Raw genomic sequence first — 19,828 nt, 5'->3', positions numbered from 1 at the left:
GAAAGAGAATGCTTATGGATCTGACCCAACTGCGCATGTTTTGTTGTGTCGCGGAAACGGGCTCCGTTGCCCGAGCAGCGGAGCAGATGCACCGCGTCCCCTCAAATTTGACGACACGCCTGCGCCAGCTTGAAATAGAGTTGGGTGCAGACCTGTTTATCCGTGAAAAGCAGCGCCTGCGCCTCTCGCCTATGGGTCACAATTTTCTTTGCTATGCCAACCGAATTCTGGCGCTGAGCGAAGAGGCCATGAGCATTACTCATGCGGGTGAACCTGCCGGTAATTTCCCACTCGGTTCAATGGAAAGTACTGCGGCCACTCGCCTGCCCAATCTGCTCGCGGCTTATCATCAGCGCTATCCCAAGGTCTCTTTATCATTGACCACCGGGACTTCCGGCGAAATCATTGAGCAAGTCCGGGCCGGAACACTGGCGACCGCATTGGTCGATGGCCCTGTGCAGCATGATGAACTGCACGGCTGCCGCTCTTTCGAGGAGCAGTTGGTGATCATTTCCTGTCTGGATCACCGACCGATTCTGCAAGCTCGTGATGCCGTGGATGAAACTTTGTTTGCCTTTCGTCCCAGCTGTTCATATCGGCTACGGCTGGAAAGTTGGTTCCGTCAGGCGGGCTGTTTACCCGGACATATCATGGAGATCCAGTCCTACCACGCCATGCTAGCTTGTGTGGCTAGCGGAGCGGGGTTAGCGCTGATACCGCATTCAGTATTGGCTCTGCTACCCGGCCATGAGCGGGTACAAGTCCATCACCTGCCACCCGATATTGCCGAGACTGCAACCTGGCTTATTTGGCGTAAAGATGCCTTTAGCCCCAATGTTCGCGCCCTCAAAGAGTTAATCATGGAACAGATTGAAACTCAGTAATTGAGCGGGCAGAACCACTTTTCCCAGTCATAATTTATACAAGTATCGTCTGCTGTTATCGGGAACGATTACATGAAACATATATGATACATAAAGAATATATTTATATAACACTCATTACACAGAAGCTATAGGAGCAACACCATGGAGATGATTAAAACCCGCGCCGCCGTCGCATGGGGGCCAAACCAGCCGCTATCCGTTGAAGAAGTCGATTTAATGCCACCACAAAAAGGCGAAGTCCTGGTGCGGATCGTCGCCAGTGGGGTTTGCCACACTGACGCCTATACCTTATCGGGCAAAGATCCTGAAGGTGTATTCCCAGCGATTCTGGGTCACGAAGGTGGTGGTATTGTAGAAGCAATTGGCGAAGGCGTGACCAGTGTTGCGGTGGGTGATCATGTGATCCCGCTGTACACACCTGAATGTGGTGAATGTAAATTCTGTCGCTCTGGTAAGACCAACCTATGCCAGGCAATCCGCAGCACACAAGGCAAAGGGCTAATGCCTGATGGCACCACACGTTTTTCTAAGAATGGCCAGCCAATTTTCCATTACATGGGCACCTCAACTTTCTCCGAACTGACAGTGGTACCAGAAATATCACTAGCAAAAATCAATAAAGAAGCGCCATTAGAAGAAGTTTGCTTGCTCGGTTGTGGCGTCACCACTGGCATGGGGGCAGTTATCAATACTGCCAAAGTAAAACCGGGTGACACTGTAGCTATCTTCGGGCTGGGTGGTATTGGCTTGTCTGCGGTCATTGGCGCACAGATGGCCGGTGCCAGTCGCATTATCGGTATCGATCTCAATACCAGTAAATTCGAGCTGGCCCGCAAACTGGGTGCGACGGACCTGATTAACCCGAAAGATTATGATAAACCTATTCAGGATGTGATTGTCGAGTTGACCGATGGCGGCGTAGATTTCTCATTCGAATGTATTGGTAACGTCAATATCATGCGTTCAGCTTTAGAGTGCTGCCATAAAGGTTGGGGCGAATCAGTGATTATTGGTGTCGCCGGTGCCGGTGAAGAGATCTCAACCCGTCCATTCCAATTGGTGACAGGCCGCGTCTGGCGTGGTTCTGCCTTTGGTGGGGTAAAAGGCCGTTCAGAATTACCGGGCATTGTGCAGCAATATCTTGATGGGAAGTTCGCCCTGAATGACTTCATCACCCATACCATGGGATTGGACCAAATCAATGAAGCCTTTGATTTGATGCATGAAGGCAAATCCATCCGTACCGTGATTCATTTTGATCAATCTTCGCAAAACCATTCTTTACAAAACAAGTAAGGCAAGAAGGCATGAATACGTCACTTGAACTTCTCGAAGAGCACCGGATGTTTGGCGGATGGCAACAGCGCTATCGCCACGCCGCCAGCAGCCTGAATTGCAATATGACTTTCAGTATCTATCTGCCGCCACCACGGGATGATAACCCGCCGCCAGTGCTTTACTGGTTATCAGGGCTAACCTGTAATGATGAAAACTTTACTCTAAAAGCAGGCGCGCAGCGGATCGCGGCCGAATTAGGGTTAGTGCTGGTCATGCCGGATACCAGCCCACGTGGTGATGATGTTCCTAATGATGATGGCTATGATTTAGGCCAGGGAGCGGGGTTCTACCTCAATGCAACGCAAGCTCCCTGGTCTGAACATTTTCATATGTATGATTACATCAGCCAGGAGTTGCCCGCATTGATTGGTCAGCACTTTAGTGTCAGTGCACGTCAATCTATCTGCGGTCACTCCATGGGCGGCCACGGTGCGCTGATGTTAGCACTGCGCAATCCACAGCAATATCAATCCGCTTCTGCTTTCGCGCCAATAGTCAATCCGTGTCAGGTTCCGTGGGGCCGCAAAGCCTTTAGTACTTATCTGGGTGCTGATGAAAGTCAATGGTTACAATATGATAGCTGCCATTTACTGACACATGCAAAAAACCAGTTGCCTATGTTGGTGGATCAGGGAGATGGTGATCAATTCCTTGCCGATCAGTTACAACCGGCAAAATTAGCCGAATTAGCACGCCAGCGTGACTGGCCTCTGACTCTGCGTATTCAGCCGGGTTATGATCATAGCTATTTCACCATAGCGACATTTATTGAAGATCATCTGCGTTTCCATGCGGAATACTTACATCGCTAACGGATATCACTCAGCCGATCAACAATAATAGAAAACGTAAAGCTCCTTCGGGAGCTTTTTATTTTACTTAAGATATATAGCTTACTCTCGTTACGCTAATAAGTAATAATCCTTTAGTTTAATAACATAATTAATAAATTATTATAAAAAGCATGATGAAAAAAACATTGATAAAATCGGAGAAAAGAATTACAAATAAATAGCTCAACACTCACTGAGGCTGAGCAGCACAAAAAAGGAATAAACTTAAAAGGAGATTCATATGTTTACGTCGAATCAATCAAATGAAAGAATAAATAATGCTCATTTAATGGCATTAAAGACTAAGTTAGAGTCGTTAGAACAATCATTTAAAAATAATTTATTTTCTATAAATGACCATGAAATAGAAAATTTAAAACGCAGCAACGCCGACAACCAAATAACCGCCTGGAATTGGTCAAAAAGTTTCACACAACAATAAATCAAACAATGATACTTTTAATTAAAACAAATTAAGATGCTATTAGTAGCATCTTAATTATAATGATCATTATCGTTTGATTAATTTTAGAAAAAAATAACACCACCACTCTATTTTATTAAAATCAGTGAGATACTTTCCATGCTAACAAGTGAATTTTTTAATGATCTGAAGCTAAGCCCAGTATCAAGCCTGTTAGCAATACTAATAACGGCTATAGGATTGATCTCACTATTTTTTGTATTGCTTCTTTATTTAACAGACTCTCGTATTGAGAAACATAATAGTAACTATAAAGATATATATCGGATAGAAACATCATTTAATCTACCTAACGGCGATGAAGTGAAGTCAGCACAAGTTCCATTCCCACTTATTTCCGTATTAAGAAATGATAAAGATATCAAGAAGATTGATTACATCGCACGTATTTTTACCAACCTACATGTCAATGATAAGACGTATTCAAATATTGATATCTATGCAATTAGCACCGATTTTTTTAACACATTAAATCCCTATCAACAAAAAAACCTCTATCTGGCACAGAATGAAATTATCATTACCCCTGAGTTTAACCGACAATATCTTCATCTGGATAACCCTCAAGGGCATGTCATAACGTTAGGTGATAAAGGCCAATTTCTTATTAAAGATGTTGTTGAATTTAATCCATCCAGCCGTTTTAAAACGACTGCAGTTATCGCATTCGCTCCTGAAATATTAGATGGCTACCATGATAAAAGACATGATTGGTATGATACCCATGCCTACGCTTTTATCACGATGAAATCTGGGATCAGCCCCACCTCCGAGCAACTAAATTCTCACGTTATTCAGCACGCACCACAGCTTCCAGGAGCCCCTTTTAGTCCAGAAGAATTCATTCAGCTTTCAGCACGTAATATTGCTGATATCCATTATGACAATGCATTACCTGATGAAATTAGCACTGTAGTTTCAAGCTCATACTTAAATATTTTATACGCCTCAGGTGTATTTGTTTTTTTTGCTACGACAATGAATTTCTTCAATATTAACAATGTGATAAATACAAAGAAGAGAAACAGTTTCTATATAAAAAAAGCCGTTGGCGCGTCCCGTTACCAGCTAATCACAGAAGCATTTTTTATTGCTACATTCCAAACTGCATTTGTACTGTTAGTTGCTCTTTTTATTTTGATGTCACTCGTGCAATTTTCCGACAGTGCCAGAGAGCTTATCTTTACTCATGGCAGTTATGACTTCTCAACCGCGTTATCTATTACTACGGCGCTAACTTACGCAGCTATTTTACTCGCCCACTACCTCTTTTTACTGACGCTTACTTTGCCTAATAATACCTATAGCCACAGCATTGCTGTACAATCATCTCAGTCACACTATATGACTCGTATTATGTTCTGCATGCAGATCATTATTGCAGGTATCATCATATACCTGTGGGCGGGTATAATGACACAGATGCATTTTATGAAAGATTACAATTTTGGTTATAAAAAAGAAAATGTAATAACATTTATACTAAGTGACGAATTAAAATCAAAAACCGCAATAAACAATTTACAAAATGAATTAAGGAATGCAGCTGGAGTTAATAGTATCTCGCTGAGTAACTGGCGGCCATTTGACATGTCTCGGCAGAATACTTCTGTATTCCATAGTAATCAGCAAGAAAAAGACAAACTAGCCACAGTTAACATCCTAAAGGTAAATGAGCATTTTATTAATACTTGGGGAGTAAATATTCTAGCGGGGGACAAAAGCCCATTATTACCCAGTGATAATAGCAACATTTACCATGCAATTGCCACGAAATCGTTTATGACATTAATGGGACAACAGTCCTATGACCATATACTGAATACCGTTTTTTATATTAATGAAAATAACTCGCAACAATCAGTTAGGGTACTGAATGTGATCGATGACTTTTATCTGGCAGATAGAGAGGAGACAGCGCCCCCCTTACTTATTTTCATTCAAAACAATTCCCAACGCTATGGCGCTGTCAAACTTGAAAAAATTCAAGACATCGGGAAAATAGAGAAAATATTAAAACGCTATCACGTTAATACTGAGCATATAAAATCAGTCAGCAACTTACACCAAGAATATTTCAGTAATAATATACTTATGTATAATACGATCAACACGGTAACATTATTTACAGTCATATTAGTACTAATAAGCACAATAATAATCAGCACCTCAGAGAGCAAACGGCTCGAAAAAACACTAGCAATAATGGAGTCTATTGGCGGATCAATTTATACACATATTATTTTCTTTATACAGCAGAACATTATACCTATCGTCATAGCAGTAATAATATCACTCCCTCTCGGTTTTATGTTATTGCATAATTGGCTGGCACAATATAGTGTAATTAAAGGGTTATCTTATGTTTATGCGACAGGTTCATTTATTACTTTTATTTTATGCGTAATTATCGTTATGACTACTACACTTATTTTCAATAGTAACACACTAAATAGTCAGAAGAAGAAATAACATCATGGATATAAATATTGAGCAGAGAAAAAATAAAAACACGACTGCTAAGTTAATTATTTTTTTCGTATTATTGGCTATTATTTCTTGTCTTTATTATATTTATTGTTTATCTACCGCTCAGCGCTCTTTACTCATATCACGAGAGAATGCTGTTTTCCATACTATTGAAGCAGAAGTGTATCAGGATGTGCTGACAACACGAGCTATCGCGGTACCTAAAGAAAGTATGATTGTATCAAGTGAACGAGGAGGAAAAGTCACTGAAGTCGCCAAACAGGCTTTCGATACTGTCGAGAAAGGCGATGTCATTATTCGTTTATCTAACTACGATTTTATGCTGGAAACGACATCCAGAATAGTAAATATTACCGAGCAAATAAGCAATCTACGCAATATGAAAATACAATTGGAACAAGATAATAGAGAGACAAAACTTAATTTACAAGAGGCTCAGCATCAAATAACGACTATGTCGAGAGATTTAGCCAGGCATCAAGTCCTCGACATGAAATCAATGATTGCAAAATCCGAACTGGAAAACCAAGTCGGTATGTTAAAAAACTGGCAAATAAAAAGTGAAATTTTAAAAGATCATGATAATAAAAATAAAGAATCATTCCCATTACAATTCAAGAGGATAGATGATTCTATATTATTACTGGAGAGAATGATGGATATCATCGAAAACGGGATGGAACAATTAGTTATAAAAGCTCCAATTGATGGGGTTTTATCTATCCTTGATGTAGAACTGGGTCAACAAATAAAACCCGGCGAAAAAATTGCAATTATCGACAACCTTAAATCATATTATTTTAATGTTTATTTCAGTGAATATTACCTCGATAAAATTAAGCCACAAAGCCAAATATTGGCAGTAATAAATGGTCAAGATACACCACTACTTATTGAATCAGTATCCACTATTGTTGAAAATGGTAAATTCAAAGCAAAACTAATCCCACTACATGACACTACCTCCCTACTTAAAAGAGGGCAATCTATTGAAATACAAATCCCACTACAAGAAAAAAACAGCTCTGCATTGATGGTACCAACTGATAGTATCATTTCCGATGATGATGGAAATAATTTCATCTATATATATCAGCCAGAAAATGATCTAGCTATTAAATCTAAAATAGAAATAGATCGTCGAAGCCCGATGAAAACAGAGATAATAGCAGGAATAAAGGTTGGGGAAATCATTGTCACCCCCCCAGAAACTAACAATAGTGAATACGATATTATTGAGTTCAAATAACATGCTAAATATACAAAATGCTGAAAAGTGTTATACCACCAAAACAATTAAAACCAAGGTTCTTAATCATCTTAGCTTCAGCGTTGAAAAAGGTGATTTCGTTTCTATTATGGGGCCATCAGGCTCAGGAAAATCCACATTACTTAATATCATCGGTCTGTTTGACTCTCTTGATAATGGTTCATTCACACTGGCGAAAAAAAACATTATTGATATGAGCTACTCACAAAAAATAATATTACGACGATTATTAATAGGTTATATATTTCAATCATTCAATCTCATTTCACACTTATCTATTTTTGATAACGTTGCCTTACCACTTAAATATCGGGGCATTGGCAAAAAGGAACGTACTGAACAAGTTAACCAAATTTTAAACCTGTTCGATATTGATAACCGGAAAAATCATAAACCAATGCAACTCTCAGGCGGTCAACAACAACGAGTCGCCATCGCCAGAGCGATGGTATCTAACCCTGCATTGCTCTTGGCTGATGAGCCTACTGGCAATTTAGACAGTAAAAATGCCCTTTCTGTATTACAGCAATTAAAATATATAAACCAAAAAGGTACAACTATTATTATGGTTACACATTCAGATGAAGCTTCTTCATATGGCAACAGAATAATAAACATGAGAGATGGAAAACTTACATGAACAAATAGGAATATGCTATGGATAATATAATTCCGGTAAAATTCATTGATTGCACTAAGATAAATAATATAGGTCTTAAAGAACTGGAAAAGCTCGATACATGTGAATACAGAACACTATCATCTTATCTTATTGGTAAAATACCAGCAAAAAAATTACTCGATAGTGATGAGCTAGATACATTCAACGAAGAGATAAAAAAAAGTATTTCAGTGAAAGCTATTAAAGCAAAAAAACTGGTTGTTGTGTTAAAGGCAACCCGTTTATGTAATCTTCGTTGTACCTACTGCCACTCATGGGCAGAAGGCCCCAATCAGACGGTGTTATTTCATACCCTCGTCCGGACAGTACGGCAGATCCTGGCCATTCCTAATGTAAATAGATTTGAGTTTGTCTGGCATGGCGGTGAAATCACACTACTAAAGCCAGCATTTTTTAAAAAACTTATTTGGTTGCAGCAACAATTCAAGCGGCCAGAGCAATATATAACCAACACCATGCAATCAAATGTCGTTAATATCTCAGATGAGTGGTTAATATTTATTAAAGGTATTGGCATGAACGTCGGAATTAGTCTTGATGGAGTACCAGCAGTAAATGATAAACGGCGGGTAGACTATCGAGGCAGAAAGACATCTGATCGCATAGCCAAAGGAATAAAAAAACTTCTCGAGTATAATATTCCATATGGTGCTCTTATTGTTGTTGACCGAGAAGTTTATAAAACTGACATGAAAGAGATGTTGGACTATTTTATCTCAATAGAATTAACCCACATTGAGTTTCTTAATATAGTTCCTGATAATAGACTCGTTAAAGGGCAGTATGTTGGCGAAGAATTTATCAGTTATGCTGAATTTATCCAGTTTCTATCAGAGCTGTTTACTATTTGGGTAAACGGTTATCAGGGAAAAATACATATTGCTGTTTTTGATGATTTTATTCGTGTATTGAAAGATGCTAAAAATAAACCTTCCGCATGTTATTGGTCTGGCAATTGCTCGCAAGAAATTATCACCTTAGAACCCAATGGTGACATCTCTCCCTGCGACAAATATGTGGGTGATAAAGGTAGCATCTATGGATCTTTGTTAAATACTGACCTGGCGGATCTTTTAGCTCATTCATCGCATAATCAACAAGCCATCAATGAGGAAAAAAATGCGACTGAAAAAATGCAACTTTGCGAGTGGTTTTCTATTTGTCATGGCGGCTGCCCCCATGACCGGGTTATTAACCGTCGACATACAGCAGGATATAATGATACATGTTGTGGAACAGGGAAATTACTGGCGACCATTCAACGTTATTTAGCCAATACTTACTGAAGCCATCTTATTGTGGCTTCAGTTGTACGCAAGATTAGCCCTTTATAGTTCAACCTCCTGCCCTTTGCGGTGTAAACGTAATGAAACCAGGAAGGTGAGGAAACACATGGCTGAGACATACCAGAAGAAACTGTTTTCCATATCAAAAGATTTGAGAGATAACGCGACATATTCAGCGCTACCACCAAACATAGCATTGGCGACCGCATAGGATAAGCCAACCCCCAGTGCTCTGACCTCCGGTGGAAACATCTCGGCTTTCAGCAATCCACCAATAGCAGTATAGAAGCTGAGAATAATTAGTGCGGTGACAATCAGCATAAAGGCGATATAAGGGCTGGTGACACCTTTCAACGCATGGAGAATAGGCACTGTGAGTAGCATAGATAATAAACCGAAAGTCAGCATAGATGTACGCCGGCTAATACGGTCGGATAATGCACCAAATAAGGGTTGGATTATCATGAAAATAAACAATGCCGCTGTCATTACCAGACTGGCTGTTTTCACATCCATCCCAGCCGTATTGACTAAATATTTTTGCATATAAGTCGTATAAGTATAAAAAGACAGTGAACCACCAGCAGTGAAACCTAATACCATAATAAAGGCTCGTCGATGCTTCCACAGCCCTTTCAAACTACCGGCATCTTTCTTGTTACGGGTCTTTTCATTTGAAGTTTCATTCAATGAACGGCGTAAATAAAGTGCAACCACGGCCAGCAATGCCCCAAGCACAAAAGGAATCCGCCAGCCCCAACTATGTAATACTTCAGATGATAGAGTTTGCTGTAACAAAACCAGCACTAATAATGCCAGTAATTGCCCGCCGATCAATGTGACATATTGGAAAGAAGCATAAAAACCTTTGCGCCCTTTCACTGCCACTTCACTCATATAGGTAGCACTGGTGCCGTATTCACCACCGACTGATAGACCTTGGAATAAGCGAGCAATTAATAACAAAATAGGAGCGAGGCTACCAATAGAAGCATATGTTGGCAGGCAGGCAATCATTAACGAGCCAGCACACATCATGTAGACAGAAATAAGCATGGAGAGCTTACGACCATGTTTATCGGCAATATAACCAAATAACCAGCCACCAATAGGGCGCATCAAAAAACCTGCGGCAAAAACACCCGCAGTTTGCACTAACTGAGTGGTCGGATTATCGCTAGGGAAAAAAAGCGGTGCAAAGTAAAGGGCACAAAACGAATAAATATAAAAGTCGAACCATTCAACCAAATTACCCGAGGAAGCACCGACGATAGCTCGAATTCTCTGCCGGGTATCCGCTTTCTCTGTCAAACGTGCTGATTGTGATGCTGCGCTCGTCTCTAATGATGTTGTTTCAACCATATTGATCCATCTACCATATTGTTAAACTTCCATGCCAACATAAACTCAGAAATAAAAAACCGTAGAGACTGAGTTCTCATCTATATATTGTTAGATTGTTATATATTGGTAACAATATGGTTTCAATGAGCATTATGGAGTGGATCGCAGTTTAGGAAAAAACTCAAATTATTCTGTGAGGTCAAATGGATAAAAATGTCGATTCGACTTTAGGGAGAGTGTTTTTTTGTGAGCATGACCGCAAGATCAGTAATAGCCAAGACAGCAATAAGCCGCCAGTATTGGTGTAGCTCTGACGACTTATTGTTCACCCCTTTGGAACTAAAAAGCAGATCCGGGTTGTAACAGAAAAGCCTGCTCCTCGGCACTGGATACTCGCCCAAGAATATGATTGCGGTGTGGGTAGCGGCCGAAGCGATCAATAATGGCTTTATGGCGCAATTCATAATCGAGCTGAGTCTCATTACCTAGTTCGGTATATAACTTCAATGCTTGCTGATGGATTAATGCGGACTCAGAATGCATAAAAGGCAAATAGAGAAAACCACGTTGAGTATCAGACAGTTGGCTAGTTTGACCACTGCTGACCGCCTCCTGTGCCAACACTAACGCCATGCCATCACAGGAAAAAGAAGTCGGTAAATCACGGAATAAGTTTCGGCTAAACTGATCTAATATGAGTATTTCCGCCAGGCGCCCCTCAATATTCTGCCGCCAATGCGCCAGCTCCCCCTTAGAAGCAGCCTGCCAAAAAGCACCGAAATGCTGACGTAAATAGGTATCAAAATCTTCGTCTTTTTTGAACCACAATGCCGGATCCATCTCACTAAACCAGAATCTAAGAATTTTTTGATAGTCCATATTACCCCCAGTTTGCCTGATGAAAGCAAATGCTAAGAAAAAGAGTCGTTCGGTAAAAGACAGTATCAGGCGGTAGCCTCTTTGCCGCCATCAATTCACCCGCATAACAATCTCTGCCATAATGGCCCTCTAAATTGATAGATTGCCCAGCACCCGCTAGTTTCTTGTAACGGTGCCCTCAGATCACGGAGTTCAGCATGGATCACTGTAATACCTCGGATTTAATCTCTCTGGAACAAGCACTGACTAAAATGCTGTCACAGGTCACGCCATTACAGGCCACCGAAACCATCGCGCTCACTGATGCTGCGGGACGTATCACAGCTAATGCAATTACATCACCGATTGCCGTGTCACCTTTCGCTAATTCAGCTATGGACGGTTATGCTGTGCGCTGTAATGAGCTTAGCAGCACCCTGCCATTACCAGTGGCAGGTAAAGCTTTCGCCGGCGCCCCCTTTAAAGATAAATGGCCAGCAAATAGCTGTATTCGGATCATGACCGGTGCCCCAATTCCCGAAGGTGCCGATGCTGTCGTCATGCAAGAACAAGCGATTGTGGGTGAACAAGGTATTACATTTAGCGGCAATATACGTGCTGGACAAAATATCAGGCTGGCAGGTGAAGATATCCAGCAAGGGGCGACTGTTTTCCACGCAGGCATCAAACTCGGTGCTGCGCAGTTGCCGCTATTAGCATCATTAGGGATTGCCGAGCTGACCGTTTTCCGTGTACTGAAAGTGGCTATTTTCTCTACCGGTGATGAATTGAAGCCTGTCGGACAACCCTTGGGAGAGGGAGAGATTTACGATACCAATCGCTTTGCAGTGCGTTTAATGTTGCAGCAATTAGGTTGCCAAATCATTGATCTTGGTGTCATCCGTGATGACCAACAAGCATTGCGCAATGCATTTGAACAAGCCAATGCTGCGGCTGATTTAGTCATTAGTAGCGGTGGGGTTTCAGTCGGCGAAGCGGATTACACTAAACAAATGTTGGAAGAACTGGGTGATGTTGGTTTCTGGAAGTTAGCGATAAAACCCGGTAAACCTTTTGCTTTCGGTAAGTTAGAAAATGCCTGGTTCTGCGGCTTACCGGGTAATCCCGTCTCTGCGGCACTGACATTTTATCAATTGGTACAACCCCTCATTGCTAAACTTTCCGGCCACTCTAATTGGCAGCCGCCGTTACGTTTGAAGGCAAAAACAATAACAAAATTGAAGAAAACGCCGGGCCGTTTAGATTTCCAACGTGGAGTTTTCACAACCAATGCCCAAGGTGAGCTGGAAGTGCGCACAACGGGCCATCAAGGTTCACACGTATTTAGCTCATTTAGCCAAGGTAACTGTTTTATCGTCCTTGAACGGGAACGGGGTTCGGTAGAAATCGGTGAAATTGTTGAAATTGAATTGTTTAATGGATTATTGATTTAGTGAATTATTTTAACAAAAAATTGCTTGGAGCCTAATATGTTGCCTGAACTTTCCGATGCGCAAACCCTGCGTTATAACCGGCAAATTGTTTTACGGGGTTTTGATTTCGACGGCCAGGAAAAGCTCAATGCAGCCAAGGTGTTGATTGTCGGATTGGGTGGGCTCGGGTGTGCGGCAGCACAATATCTGGCAGTGGCAGGTGTAGGCAATCTTACACTGCTGGATTTTGACACAGTTTCTCTGTCCAACTTGCAACGGCAAGTTCTGCATCGTGATGACCGTATCGGAGTGTCTAAAGTCGCCTCTGCGGCAATAACTTTAGCGGAGATGAATCCTGGCCTAACACTCAAAACAGTTGATATTCAGTTAGATGATGAGCAGCTTGCTATTGTCATAGCTGAGCATCAATTAGTGTTGGATTGTACCGATAATGTCGCCAGCCGTGAGCAACTTAACCGCCTATGCCATACCCAACGTAAACCGTTGATTTCTGGTGCGGCAATTCGCATGGAGGGGCAAGTTAGTGTCTTTACCTATCAAGAGGATCAGCCGTGCTATCGCTGTCTCAGCCGGTTATTTGGCGATAACGCCCTAACCTGCGTTGAAGCCGGAGTTATGGCTCCATTAGTGGGTATTATTGGCAATCTACAAGCGATGGAAGCGATAAAGCTACTGACTGATTATGGGCAAGTGATATCAGGCCGCATATTAATGTATGACGCCATGACTGCAGAGTTTCGCAGTTTAAAGCTGGCAAAAGATGCCAACTGCGAGGTTTGCGGTAAAGACTAATGGGATATGGGCATAAAAAAAGCTGATGCAATGCATCAGCTTTCTTATCAACACGCAATCAAATAATCAGGACTGAATACCCTGGCTACGCAGATAATCTTCGTAGTTACCAGTAAAGTCGATCAGCTTGCTTGGTGTCATTTCAATCACTCGGGTCGCCAATGAACTCACAAATTCACGGTCATGAGAAACGAAGATTAACGTGCCTTCGTACATTTCTAATGCCATGTTAAGAGCTTCAATTGATTCCATATCCAAATGGTTGGTTGGCTCATCCATTACCAGGATATTAGGGCGCTGCATCATCAGCTTACCAAATAACATCCGCCCTTTCTCACCACCTGACAAGACCTGTACTTTTTTCTTGATATCGTCCTGGCTAAACAGCAAGCGACCCAGCACACTGCGCACAGCCTGCTCGTCATCTTTTTCCTGTTTCCACTGACTCATCCAGTCAAATACTGTCAGATCGATTTCAAAATCGCTGGCGTGATCCTGTGCATAGTAGCCGATCTTGCTGTTTTCAGACCATTTCACAGTACCCGCGTCTGCTTCATAATCCCCGACCAATGTTTTCAGTAAGGTCGATTTACCAATACCATTTGGCCCAAGAATAGCCACTTTCTCGCCCACTTCCAGCCGCAAATTAAGGTTTTTAAACAATGGGCCGTTATCAAAACCTTTCGTCAGCAATTCAACTTCCAGCGCATTCCGGAACAACTTTTTATCCTGATCAAAGCGGATAAACGGGTTCTGCCGGCTAGAGGCTTTCACTTCATCAAGCTGAATTTTATCAATCTGACGAGCGCGTGATGTTGCCTGTTTGGATTTCGAGGCGTTGGCACTAAAGCGGCTAACGAAAGATTGCAACTCCGAGATCTGCGCCTTTTTCTTGGCATTATCAGAGAGCAGACGATCGCGAGCTTGAGTCGCCGCCGTCATATACTCATCATAGTTACCCGGATAAACACGCAGTTCGCCGTAATCTAAATCCGCCATGTGGGTACACACCATATTCAGGAAGTGGCGGTCATGGGAAATAATGATCATGGTGCTGTTACGTTCGTTCAGAATTTGTTCCAACCAGCGGATAGTATCGATATCCAAGTTGTTGGTAGGTTCGTCGAGTAACAAAATTTCCGGATCGGAGAACAAAGCCTGTGCCAGCAATACACGCAATTTGAAGCCGGGAGCGATTTCGCTCATCAGGCCATAATGTTGTTCAACCGGAATACCGACACCGAGCAACAATTCACCGGCACGGGCTTCTGCGCTGTAACCATCCATTTCACCATAGGCAACTTCCAGATCAGCGACTTTATAGCCGTCTGCTTCACTCATTTCGGCCATGGCGTAAATGCGATCGCGCTCTTCTTTTACTTCCCACAGTTCGCCGTGACCCATAATAACGGTGTCGAGCACTGTGTTGTTTTCAAAGGCGAATTGGTCCTGACGTAACTTACCCAAACGCTCATTCGGGTCAAGGAATACGTTACCGCCGCTGGGTACTAAATCACCGCCAAGGATTTTCATGAAAGTGGATTTACCACAACCATTAGCACCGATCAGGCCATAGCGGTTACCGCCACCGAATTTTACTGAAATGTTTTCAAACAGCGGCTTGCTGCCGAATTGCATGGTGATATTGTTAGTACTTAGCACAGAGCTCGCTCTCGATTGGATTACTGAATAGGGATATTCAAGAATTATAGAAAATGTGATTCGGCGCGCATTATGCCACAAGATGGCAAGAGTATCGCCTCCAGTTTGCATGAAATCTCAGCAAGAGTAGAAAAGGGCTGAGATTAGGGGTAAAAGCTGATGTACAGTTTGGCTGCGGCGTTTCATATCAATGCGCCATTTGCTTAATCTTATCCCGAACTCGATAAATAAAAGAGGCTATATTGCACGGCCAATACAATACAGTCTCCCTCCCCCCACTCCCGTATAACTTATTATCCTATAGCCACTTTGGATTTCGGGTAAACGAGATGGTTAGCCAGCGATGTGGGCCAGGCTCACCAATAGCATGGGATATCTCTTCACGAATTTTGTCGAAATAAGGTACACCGCTGTTTTCCATTTCTGGTGGAATAACCACATGAATCTCAACAAATAACCCCCGCCCAATACGAGTCGCATAATGCGAATAATCGATAAATTGATATTTCGCCATTAGCTTATCCATTATATTTTCCATGGAGGCATCCAGTGTATCCGGTGTCATTTGTAATACTTCACGGACAGCTGCAATGACGGTTTTTATCGGAACAGGTATCAATATCAGAGTTAACAGAGCCAATACGGCAGGGTCAGTATAAACAATCAAATGCTCATAACGGGTACCTTCCATACTCCAGGAAAGCAAAAAGGCCACTAATAAAGCCGAGCTGATACACGCCGACATCAGCCAACTTTTGGTATCCAATGCGATTAACTCAGACTTAACACGTTTATTTAAACGACGCTGCTTTAGGAAGATAGTAAAACAGAAAATGCTGACCACCAGAGCATATACTATTGCCCAACCCAGCTCTAGCTCGCGACCGCCATCAATAATACCTTTAATAGCGTTAACAAAAGCATATAAACAGAGGAAGGCCAGTAAGCTGCCATTGAAAGCCAATACCAGAGGTTCAACATGCCAGAAACCATATTGGAAACGTCGACTATTCGGTTGGCCCAACAATCGGGAGACTAATAGAGATAAACTGCACATTCCTGCGTCTAAAGCAGAAAACATACCATCGAAAATTATCGACATCGAACCGCAGACGATACCAAAAACAATCCCCATAGTAGCAATGAATAAAGTACAAAAAATCGAACGTCGTAAAATCTGCTGTTCAAGTTTAGTATCATGCAGCATCGGTGCTACCTGTCCACTGTGTGTCGTCATGATTACAACCTATTTTTATAGTCATCTGCTTTATAGTAACCAACTGTTTTATAATCACATTTTCTTACTACCCAGTTTGACATGTAAATCTCGGCAGAAATAATGACTGTCAATCAGGGCCAGCAATAGTGTGTCATATTATTCCCTTTTTACCAGTAAATTACGTTGTCACGCCGAAACAGTAACCGGGTTAATGTCTTGTTTTTACATATTTAAAATAAGATTTTTTTATTAGTAATAGCGGGGGGTTTATAGTGTTAATGGCCCTTTCAATGTGTGAATGTAGTGTCCCATTTCGGTTTTATGTTAAAACTGCCGTTCTCATCACCTTATACTGTATATTTAATAACATCTTAAATATCACAATGAACTAAATTTTAATTCAAAAATCCATTGTGAATGGTAGAGAATGGCTATTCAACAAAATTGAATTTCTATATAAGGATGTTATCTATTACTGGATAACTGTACTGGGGAAATATAGCAGCAAAACTTAATATTCTATGAATACATGGAGGATGGAATTGCCTTTCTGGCTCACCCCATCTCTTAAATCTAAAACAACTTATTGATTTAATTATAGATTAGGAAAAAATCGTCAGATAATCTTTCGTCTCTTTTCAAGAAATACAGCTATTACAGACGAAAAAAATCCGCTCGAAAGCGGATTTTCTCAATACAGAATTCACCGTTAGAGATGAATGCTGATTATCCTAAGCCGTTGCTTAGAAAGTGTAACCTACGCCAGCAACCCAAGTGCCGACGTCAACGCTACGAATGCGGCTTTGCTCGTAAGAAACGTCAAAGGCAACATTTTGCATTGGGTTGAACTGCAGGCCTGCACCATAAGTGAAGCCGTAATCGCTGGTGCTGTTTTTGTCGCTAGGAGACGTTGGGTAGTTCTGGCTGAAACGGCCATAACCCACACCTACCAAGCCATAAACACTAGCCCAATCGTTGATACGGTAAGCTGGGCCACCAGTGATCGCGTTGTATTGTGCTTTATTGTATACAGATGCGCTGTCACCGAAGCTGCTTTTTTCAGTGTGAGTGAAAGAGGTGATGTAGCCCAGTTGGGAATCGCTCCACTCGTAACGGTACTTCAGGTTGAAGCCTGAAGATTTGTTAGCAACACCTTGGTAATCGCTCTGGGCATAACCACCAGAAACGGTGCTTTGACCTGCAAAGGCTGACCCTGCGGTCACTGCTAATACACAAGCTGCTACAGCTGAAAGACATGCAATTTTATTCATAACCACCTCGAAAAACGCAAATTATTAGATGAAACCTGAATACGATGAAATTATAACAAAAAATAGTATGAAACTCTGCCCACCAATGATTGTCTAATCATTTATTTGGTGTAACAAAGAGTTTCAAGTATCTTCTATCTTACTAATACGTTTACGAATTTTGGGTATTCTACCCCATTTTGTGACATTCATCACCAAAACCTATTCCAGACTATTCTTAATTACCCAGTTCAATAAAACATCAAAAACAGTATTAAAAATAAGCAACATTAGAAAATATTTATTTATTTCATCTTTTTCTTCGTCATTTTTATGTCCATCGGTAATTTTTAAACACTTAACCGACATTTCATTTACACTGACCAGAATTGATATCTACTCTATTTCTTTGAGGCTCAAAAGGATGTCCTTGTCTCCTTCTTCCAAACATTCACTCCCGTTACTCCCAATTCTTTTGCTCGTGATCGCCATGATCTCAATACAAAGTGGCGCATCATTGGCGAAAAGCCTATTCCCGCTGGTCGGCGCTCAGGGGATAACGTCATTGCGACTGGGTATCGGCACGCTGATTCTGTTTATTATTTTTAAACCCTGGCGGATGCGGTTTGAAGCGGGTAGCCGGTTACCCTTATTGATTTATGGGATTACCTTGGGTGGGATGAATTTCCTTTTTTACCTGTCATTGAAAACCGTGCCATTAGGTATTGCCGTCGCGTTAGAATTTACCGGCCCGCTGGCCGTCGCCATGCTCTCTTCGCGCCGCCCAGTCGATTTTATCTGGGTGGGGCTGGCTATTTTGGGCCTATGGTTCCTGTTACCTCTGGGAAACAGCATCGGAACCATTGATCTATTTGGAGCAGCTTGTGCTCTGGGTGCCGGAGTCTGCTGGGCGCTTTATATTGTTTCGGGGCAAAAAGCCGGTGGTGACCATGGGCCGGGTACCGTAGCAATTGGCTCCCTGATTGCCGCGATAATTTTCTGCCCGATTGGCGTAGCTTATAACGGTATGGCACTGTTCAGCCCTGCCATTCTGCCAGTAGCATTAGCTGTGGCCATTCTGTCAACGGCATTACCTTACTCACTTGAAATGGTCGCACTGACCCGTTTGCCCACTCGAACATTCGGCACATTGATGAGTTTAGAGCCAGCCTTAGCGGCGGTGTCAGGGCTGGTATTCTTAAATGAACATCTGACATTCATTCAATGGCTGGCTCTGGCATCCATTATCAGTGCCTCCATCGGCGCGACTCTCACCATCAAACCTAAACCGCAGATTGACAAAATTGCTTGAACAGGAACCACATATGGAAATCAGAATTGCAACAACAGCCGATTTTGCTGAAATTTGGCCACTGTTTCAGACGGTAATCAGTAGCGGTGACACCTATGTGTTCACCCCGGATACCCCCGAACAAGATGCTTATGATTACTGGTTTGGCAAAGGAGTGCGTTGCTGGGTGGCCCTGCATGAGGGACAAATCGTCGGTATGTATAAATTAATCGATAACCAGCGCGGCCTGGGTAATCATGTCGCGAATGCCTCCTTTATGGTCGATGGCAATGCACGCGGTCTGGGCATTGGCAAAGCACTTGGCGTCCATTGTATTGAACAGGCGACAGAACTCGGTTATCGGGCCATACAATTTAACTTTGTAGTCAGCACCAATACTCTCGCGGTTGCCCTATGGCAAAAGCTAGGTTTTGAAATTCTCGCCACACTGCCAGCTGCATTTCACCACAGCCAATTGGGTTATGTGGATGCCTATGTTATGCATCGAGCACTGGTTTCTCATCAGAGCTGACACTCAGTTCCCTCCAGATAAACTTTATCGTGTACGCCAGCCCAGTCATTCCGCGGGCTGGCGTTTTTTATTGATTATTTTTCATTTTTTTTGCATCCAAATACCCGGTTGATTCGTATAGGTAGATGTGAGGCCAAGCTTCACCTCAATTCACCT

Annotated in this window: 17 protein-coding genes; 12 read left to right on the top strand and 5 right to left on the bottom strand. The window is 42.2% G+C overall.

Going from position 1 to position 19,828, the window contains the following annotated elements:
- Nucleotides 1-14: 14 nt before the first annotated feature.
- The 8 genes from ptrR (at nucleotide 15) to darE (ending at nucleotide 9,270) form a co-directional block, all read left to right on the top strand.
- Nucleotides 15-884, top strand: a complete 870-nt coding sequence (gene ptrR / locus DX162_RS13175; protein WP_004388725.1) for a putrescine utilization regulator PtrR — start codon at nucleotides 15-17, stop codon at nucleotides 882-884.
- 144 nt (nucleotides 885-1,028) lie between these two features.
- Complete coding sequence (locus DX162_RS13170; RefSeq protein WP_004388724.1) at nucleotides 1,029-2,183, top strand: S-(hydroxymethyl)glutathione dehydrogenase/class III alcohol dehydrogenase; 1,155 nt, start codon at nucleotides 1,029-1,031, stop codon at nucleotides 2,181-2,183.
- Between the two features lie 11 nt (nucleotides 2,184-2,194).
- A complete protein-coding gene (gene fghA, locus DX162_RS13165; protein ID WP_032818985.1) occupies nucleotides 2,195-3,037 on the top strand; it encodes an S-formylglutathione hydrolase in 843 nt (280 codons plus the stop codon).
- Between the two features lie 262 nt (nucleotides 3,038-3,299).
- Entirely contained in the window at nucleotides 3,300-3,500 is a 201-nt protein-coding gene (gene darA, locus DX162_RS13160; RefSeq protein WP_032818984.1) for a darobactin family peptide antibiotic, read from the top strand.
- A gap of 141 nt (nucleotides 3,501-3,641) precedes the next feature.
- Nucleotides 3,642-6,014 (top strand): darobactin export ABC transporter permease subunit, encoded by a 2,373-nt coding sequence (gene darB / locus DX162_RS13155; RefSeq protein WP_004388721.1) that lies wholly within the window; start codon nucleotides 3,642-3,644, stop codon nucleotides 6,012-6,014.
- A gap of 4 nt (nucleotides 6,015-6,018) precedes the next feature.
- Nucleotides 6,019-7,281: a darobactin export ABC transporter periplasmic adaptor subunit gene (darC, locus tag DX162_RS13150; RefSeq protein WP_098081209.1), complete on the top strand. Its 1,263-nt coding sequence runs from the start codon at nucleotides 6,019-6,021 to the stop codon at nucleotides 7,279-7,281.
- A gap of 1 nt (nucleotide 7,282) precedes the next feature.
- A complete protein-coding gene (gene darD, locus DX162_RS13145) occupies nucleotides 7,283-7,942 on the top strand; it encodes a darobactin export ABC transporter ATP-binding protein (RefSeq protein ID WP_004388717.1) in 660 nt (219 codons plus the stop codon).
- Between the two features lie 17 nt (nucleotides 7,943-7,959).
- The gene (gene darE / locus DX162_RS13140; RefSeq protein WP_004388715.1) at nucleotides 7,960-9,270 is read left to right on the top strand and encodes a darobactin maturation radical SAM/SPASM protein DarE; all 1,311 of its coding nucleotides are present in this window, start codon (nucleotides 7,960-7,962) and stop codon (nucleotides 9,268-9,270) included.
- A gap of 42 nt (nucleotides 9,271-9,312) precedes the next feature.
- Here the strand turns inward: darE and DX162_RS13135 are convergent, their stop codons facing one another.
- Together DX162_RS13135 and DX162_RS13130 are read right to left on the bottom strand one after the other, a co-directional pair.
- Entirely contained in the window at nucleotides 9,313-10,632 is a 1,320-nt protein-coding gene (locus DX162_RS13135) for an MFS family transporter (protein ID WP_004388713.1), read from the bottom strand.
- A 321-nt stretch (nucleotides 10,633-10,953) separates the two neighbouring features.
- Nucleotides 10,954-11,493: a DUF924 family protein gene (locus DX162_RS13130; RefSeq protein ID WP_032818982.1), complete on the bottom strand. Its 540-nt coding sequence runs from the start codon at nucleotides 11,491-11,493 to the stop codon at nucleotides 10,954-10,956.
- A 197-nt stretch (nucleotides 11,494-11,690) separates the two neighbouring features.
- Here DX162_RS13130 and moeA point away from each other — a divergent pair, with 197 nt between their 5' ends.
- Complete coding sequence (gene moeA, locus DX162_RS13125) at nucleotides 11,691-12,926, top strand: molybdopterin molybdotransferase MoeA (RefSeq protein ID WP_004388710.1); 1,236 nt, start codon at nucleotides 11,691-11,693, stop codon at nucleotides 12,924-12,926.
- Nucleotides 12,927-12,962: 36 nt separating this feature from the next.
- Nucleotides 12,963-13,718 (top strand): molybdopterin-synthase adenylyltransferase MoeB, encoded by a 756-nt coding sequence (gene moeB, locus DX162_RS13120; RefSeq protein WP_004388708.1) that lies wholly within the window; start codon nucleotides 12,963-12,965, stop codon nucleotides 13,716-13,718.
- 66 nt (nucleotides 13,719-13,784) lie between these two features.
- Here moeB and DX162_RS13115 read toward each other — a convergent pair whose 3' ends face one another.
- From DX162_RS13115 to ompX, 3 genes are all read right to left on the bottom strand, one after another.
- Nucleotides 13,785-15,380 (bottom strand): ABC-F family ATPase, encoded by a 1,596-nt coding sequence (locus tag DX162_RS13115; RefSeq protein ID WP_071777573.1) that lies wholly within the window; start codon nucleotides 15,378-15,380, stop codon nucleotides 13,785-13,787.
- 298 nt (nucleotides 15,381-15,678) lie between these two features.
- Nucleotides 15,679-16,617 (bottom strand): cation diffusion facilitator family transporter, encoded by a 939-nt coding sequence (locus DX162_RS13110; RefSeq protein ID WP_004388703.1) that lies wholly within the window; start codon nucleotides 16,615-16,617, stop codon nucleotides 15,679-15,681.
- A 725-nt stretch (nucleotides 16,618-17,342) separates the two neighbouring features.
- Complete coding sequence (gene ompX / locus DX162_RS13105) at nucleotides 17,343-17,870, bottom strand: outer membrane protein OmpX (protein ID WP_004388702.1); 528 nt, start codon at nucleotides 17,868-17,870, stop codon at nucleotides 17,343-17,345.
- 403 nt (nucleotides 17,871-18,273) lie between these two features.
- On the opposite strand from ompX, the gene rhtA reads away from it, so the two are divergent.
- Together rhtA and DX162_RS13090 are read left to right on the top strand one after the other, a co-directional pair.
- Nucleotides 18,274-19,161 (top strand): threonine/homoserine exporter RhtA, encoded by an 888-nt coding sequence (gene rhtA, locus DX162_RS13095; RefSeq protein ID WP_032818981.1) that lies wholly within the window; start codon nucleotides 18,274-18,276, stop codon nucleotides 19,159-19,161.
- A gap of 13 nt (nucleotides 19,162-19,174) precedes the next feature.
- Nucleotides 19,175-19,672, top strand: a complete 498-nt coding sequence (locus DX162_RS13090; RefSeq protein WP_004388699.1) for a GNAT family N-acetyltransferase — start codon at nucleotides 19,175-19,177, stop codon at nucleotides 19,670-19,672.
- The last annotated feature ends 156 nt before the right edge of the window (nucleotides 19,673-19,828 follow it).

The sequence above is a fragment of the Yersinia kristensenii genome (assembly GCF_900460525.1).
Taxonomy (GTDB): domain Bacteria; phylum Pseudomonadota; class Gammaproteobacteria; order Enterobacterales; family Enterobacteriaceae; genus Yersinia; species Yersinia kristensenii.
Note: the sequence above shows the minus strand (reverse complement) of the source record. Positions and strands in the feature narration are given on the sequence as shown.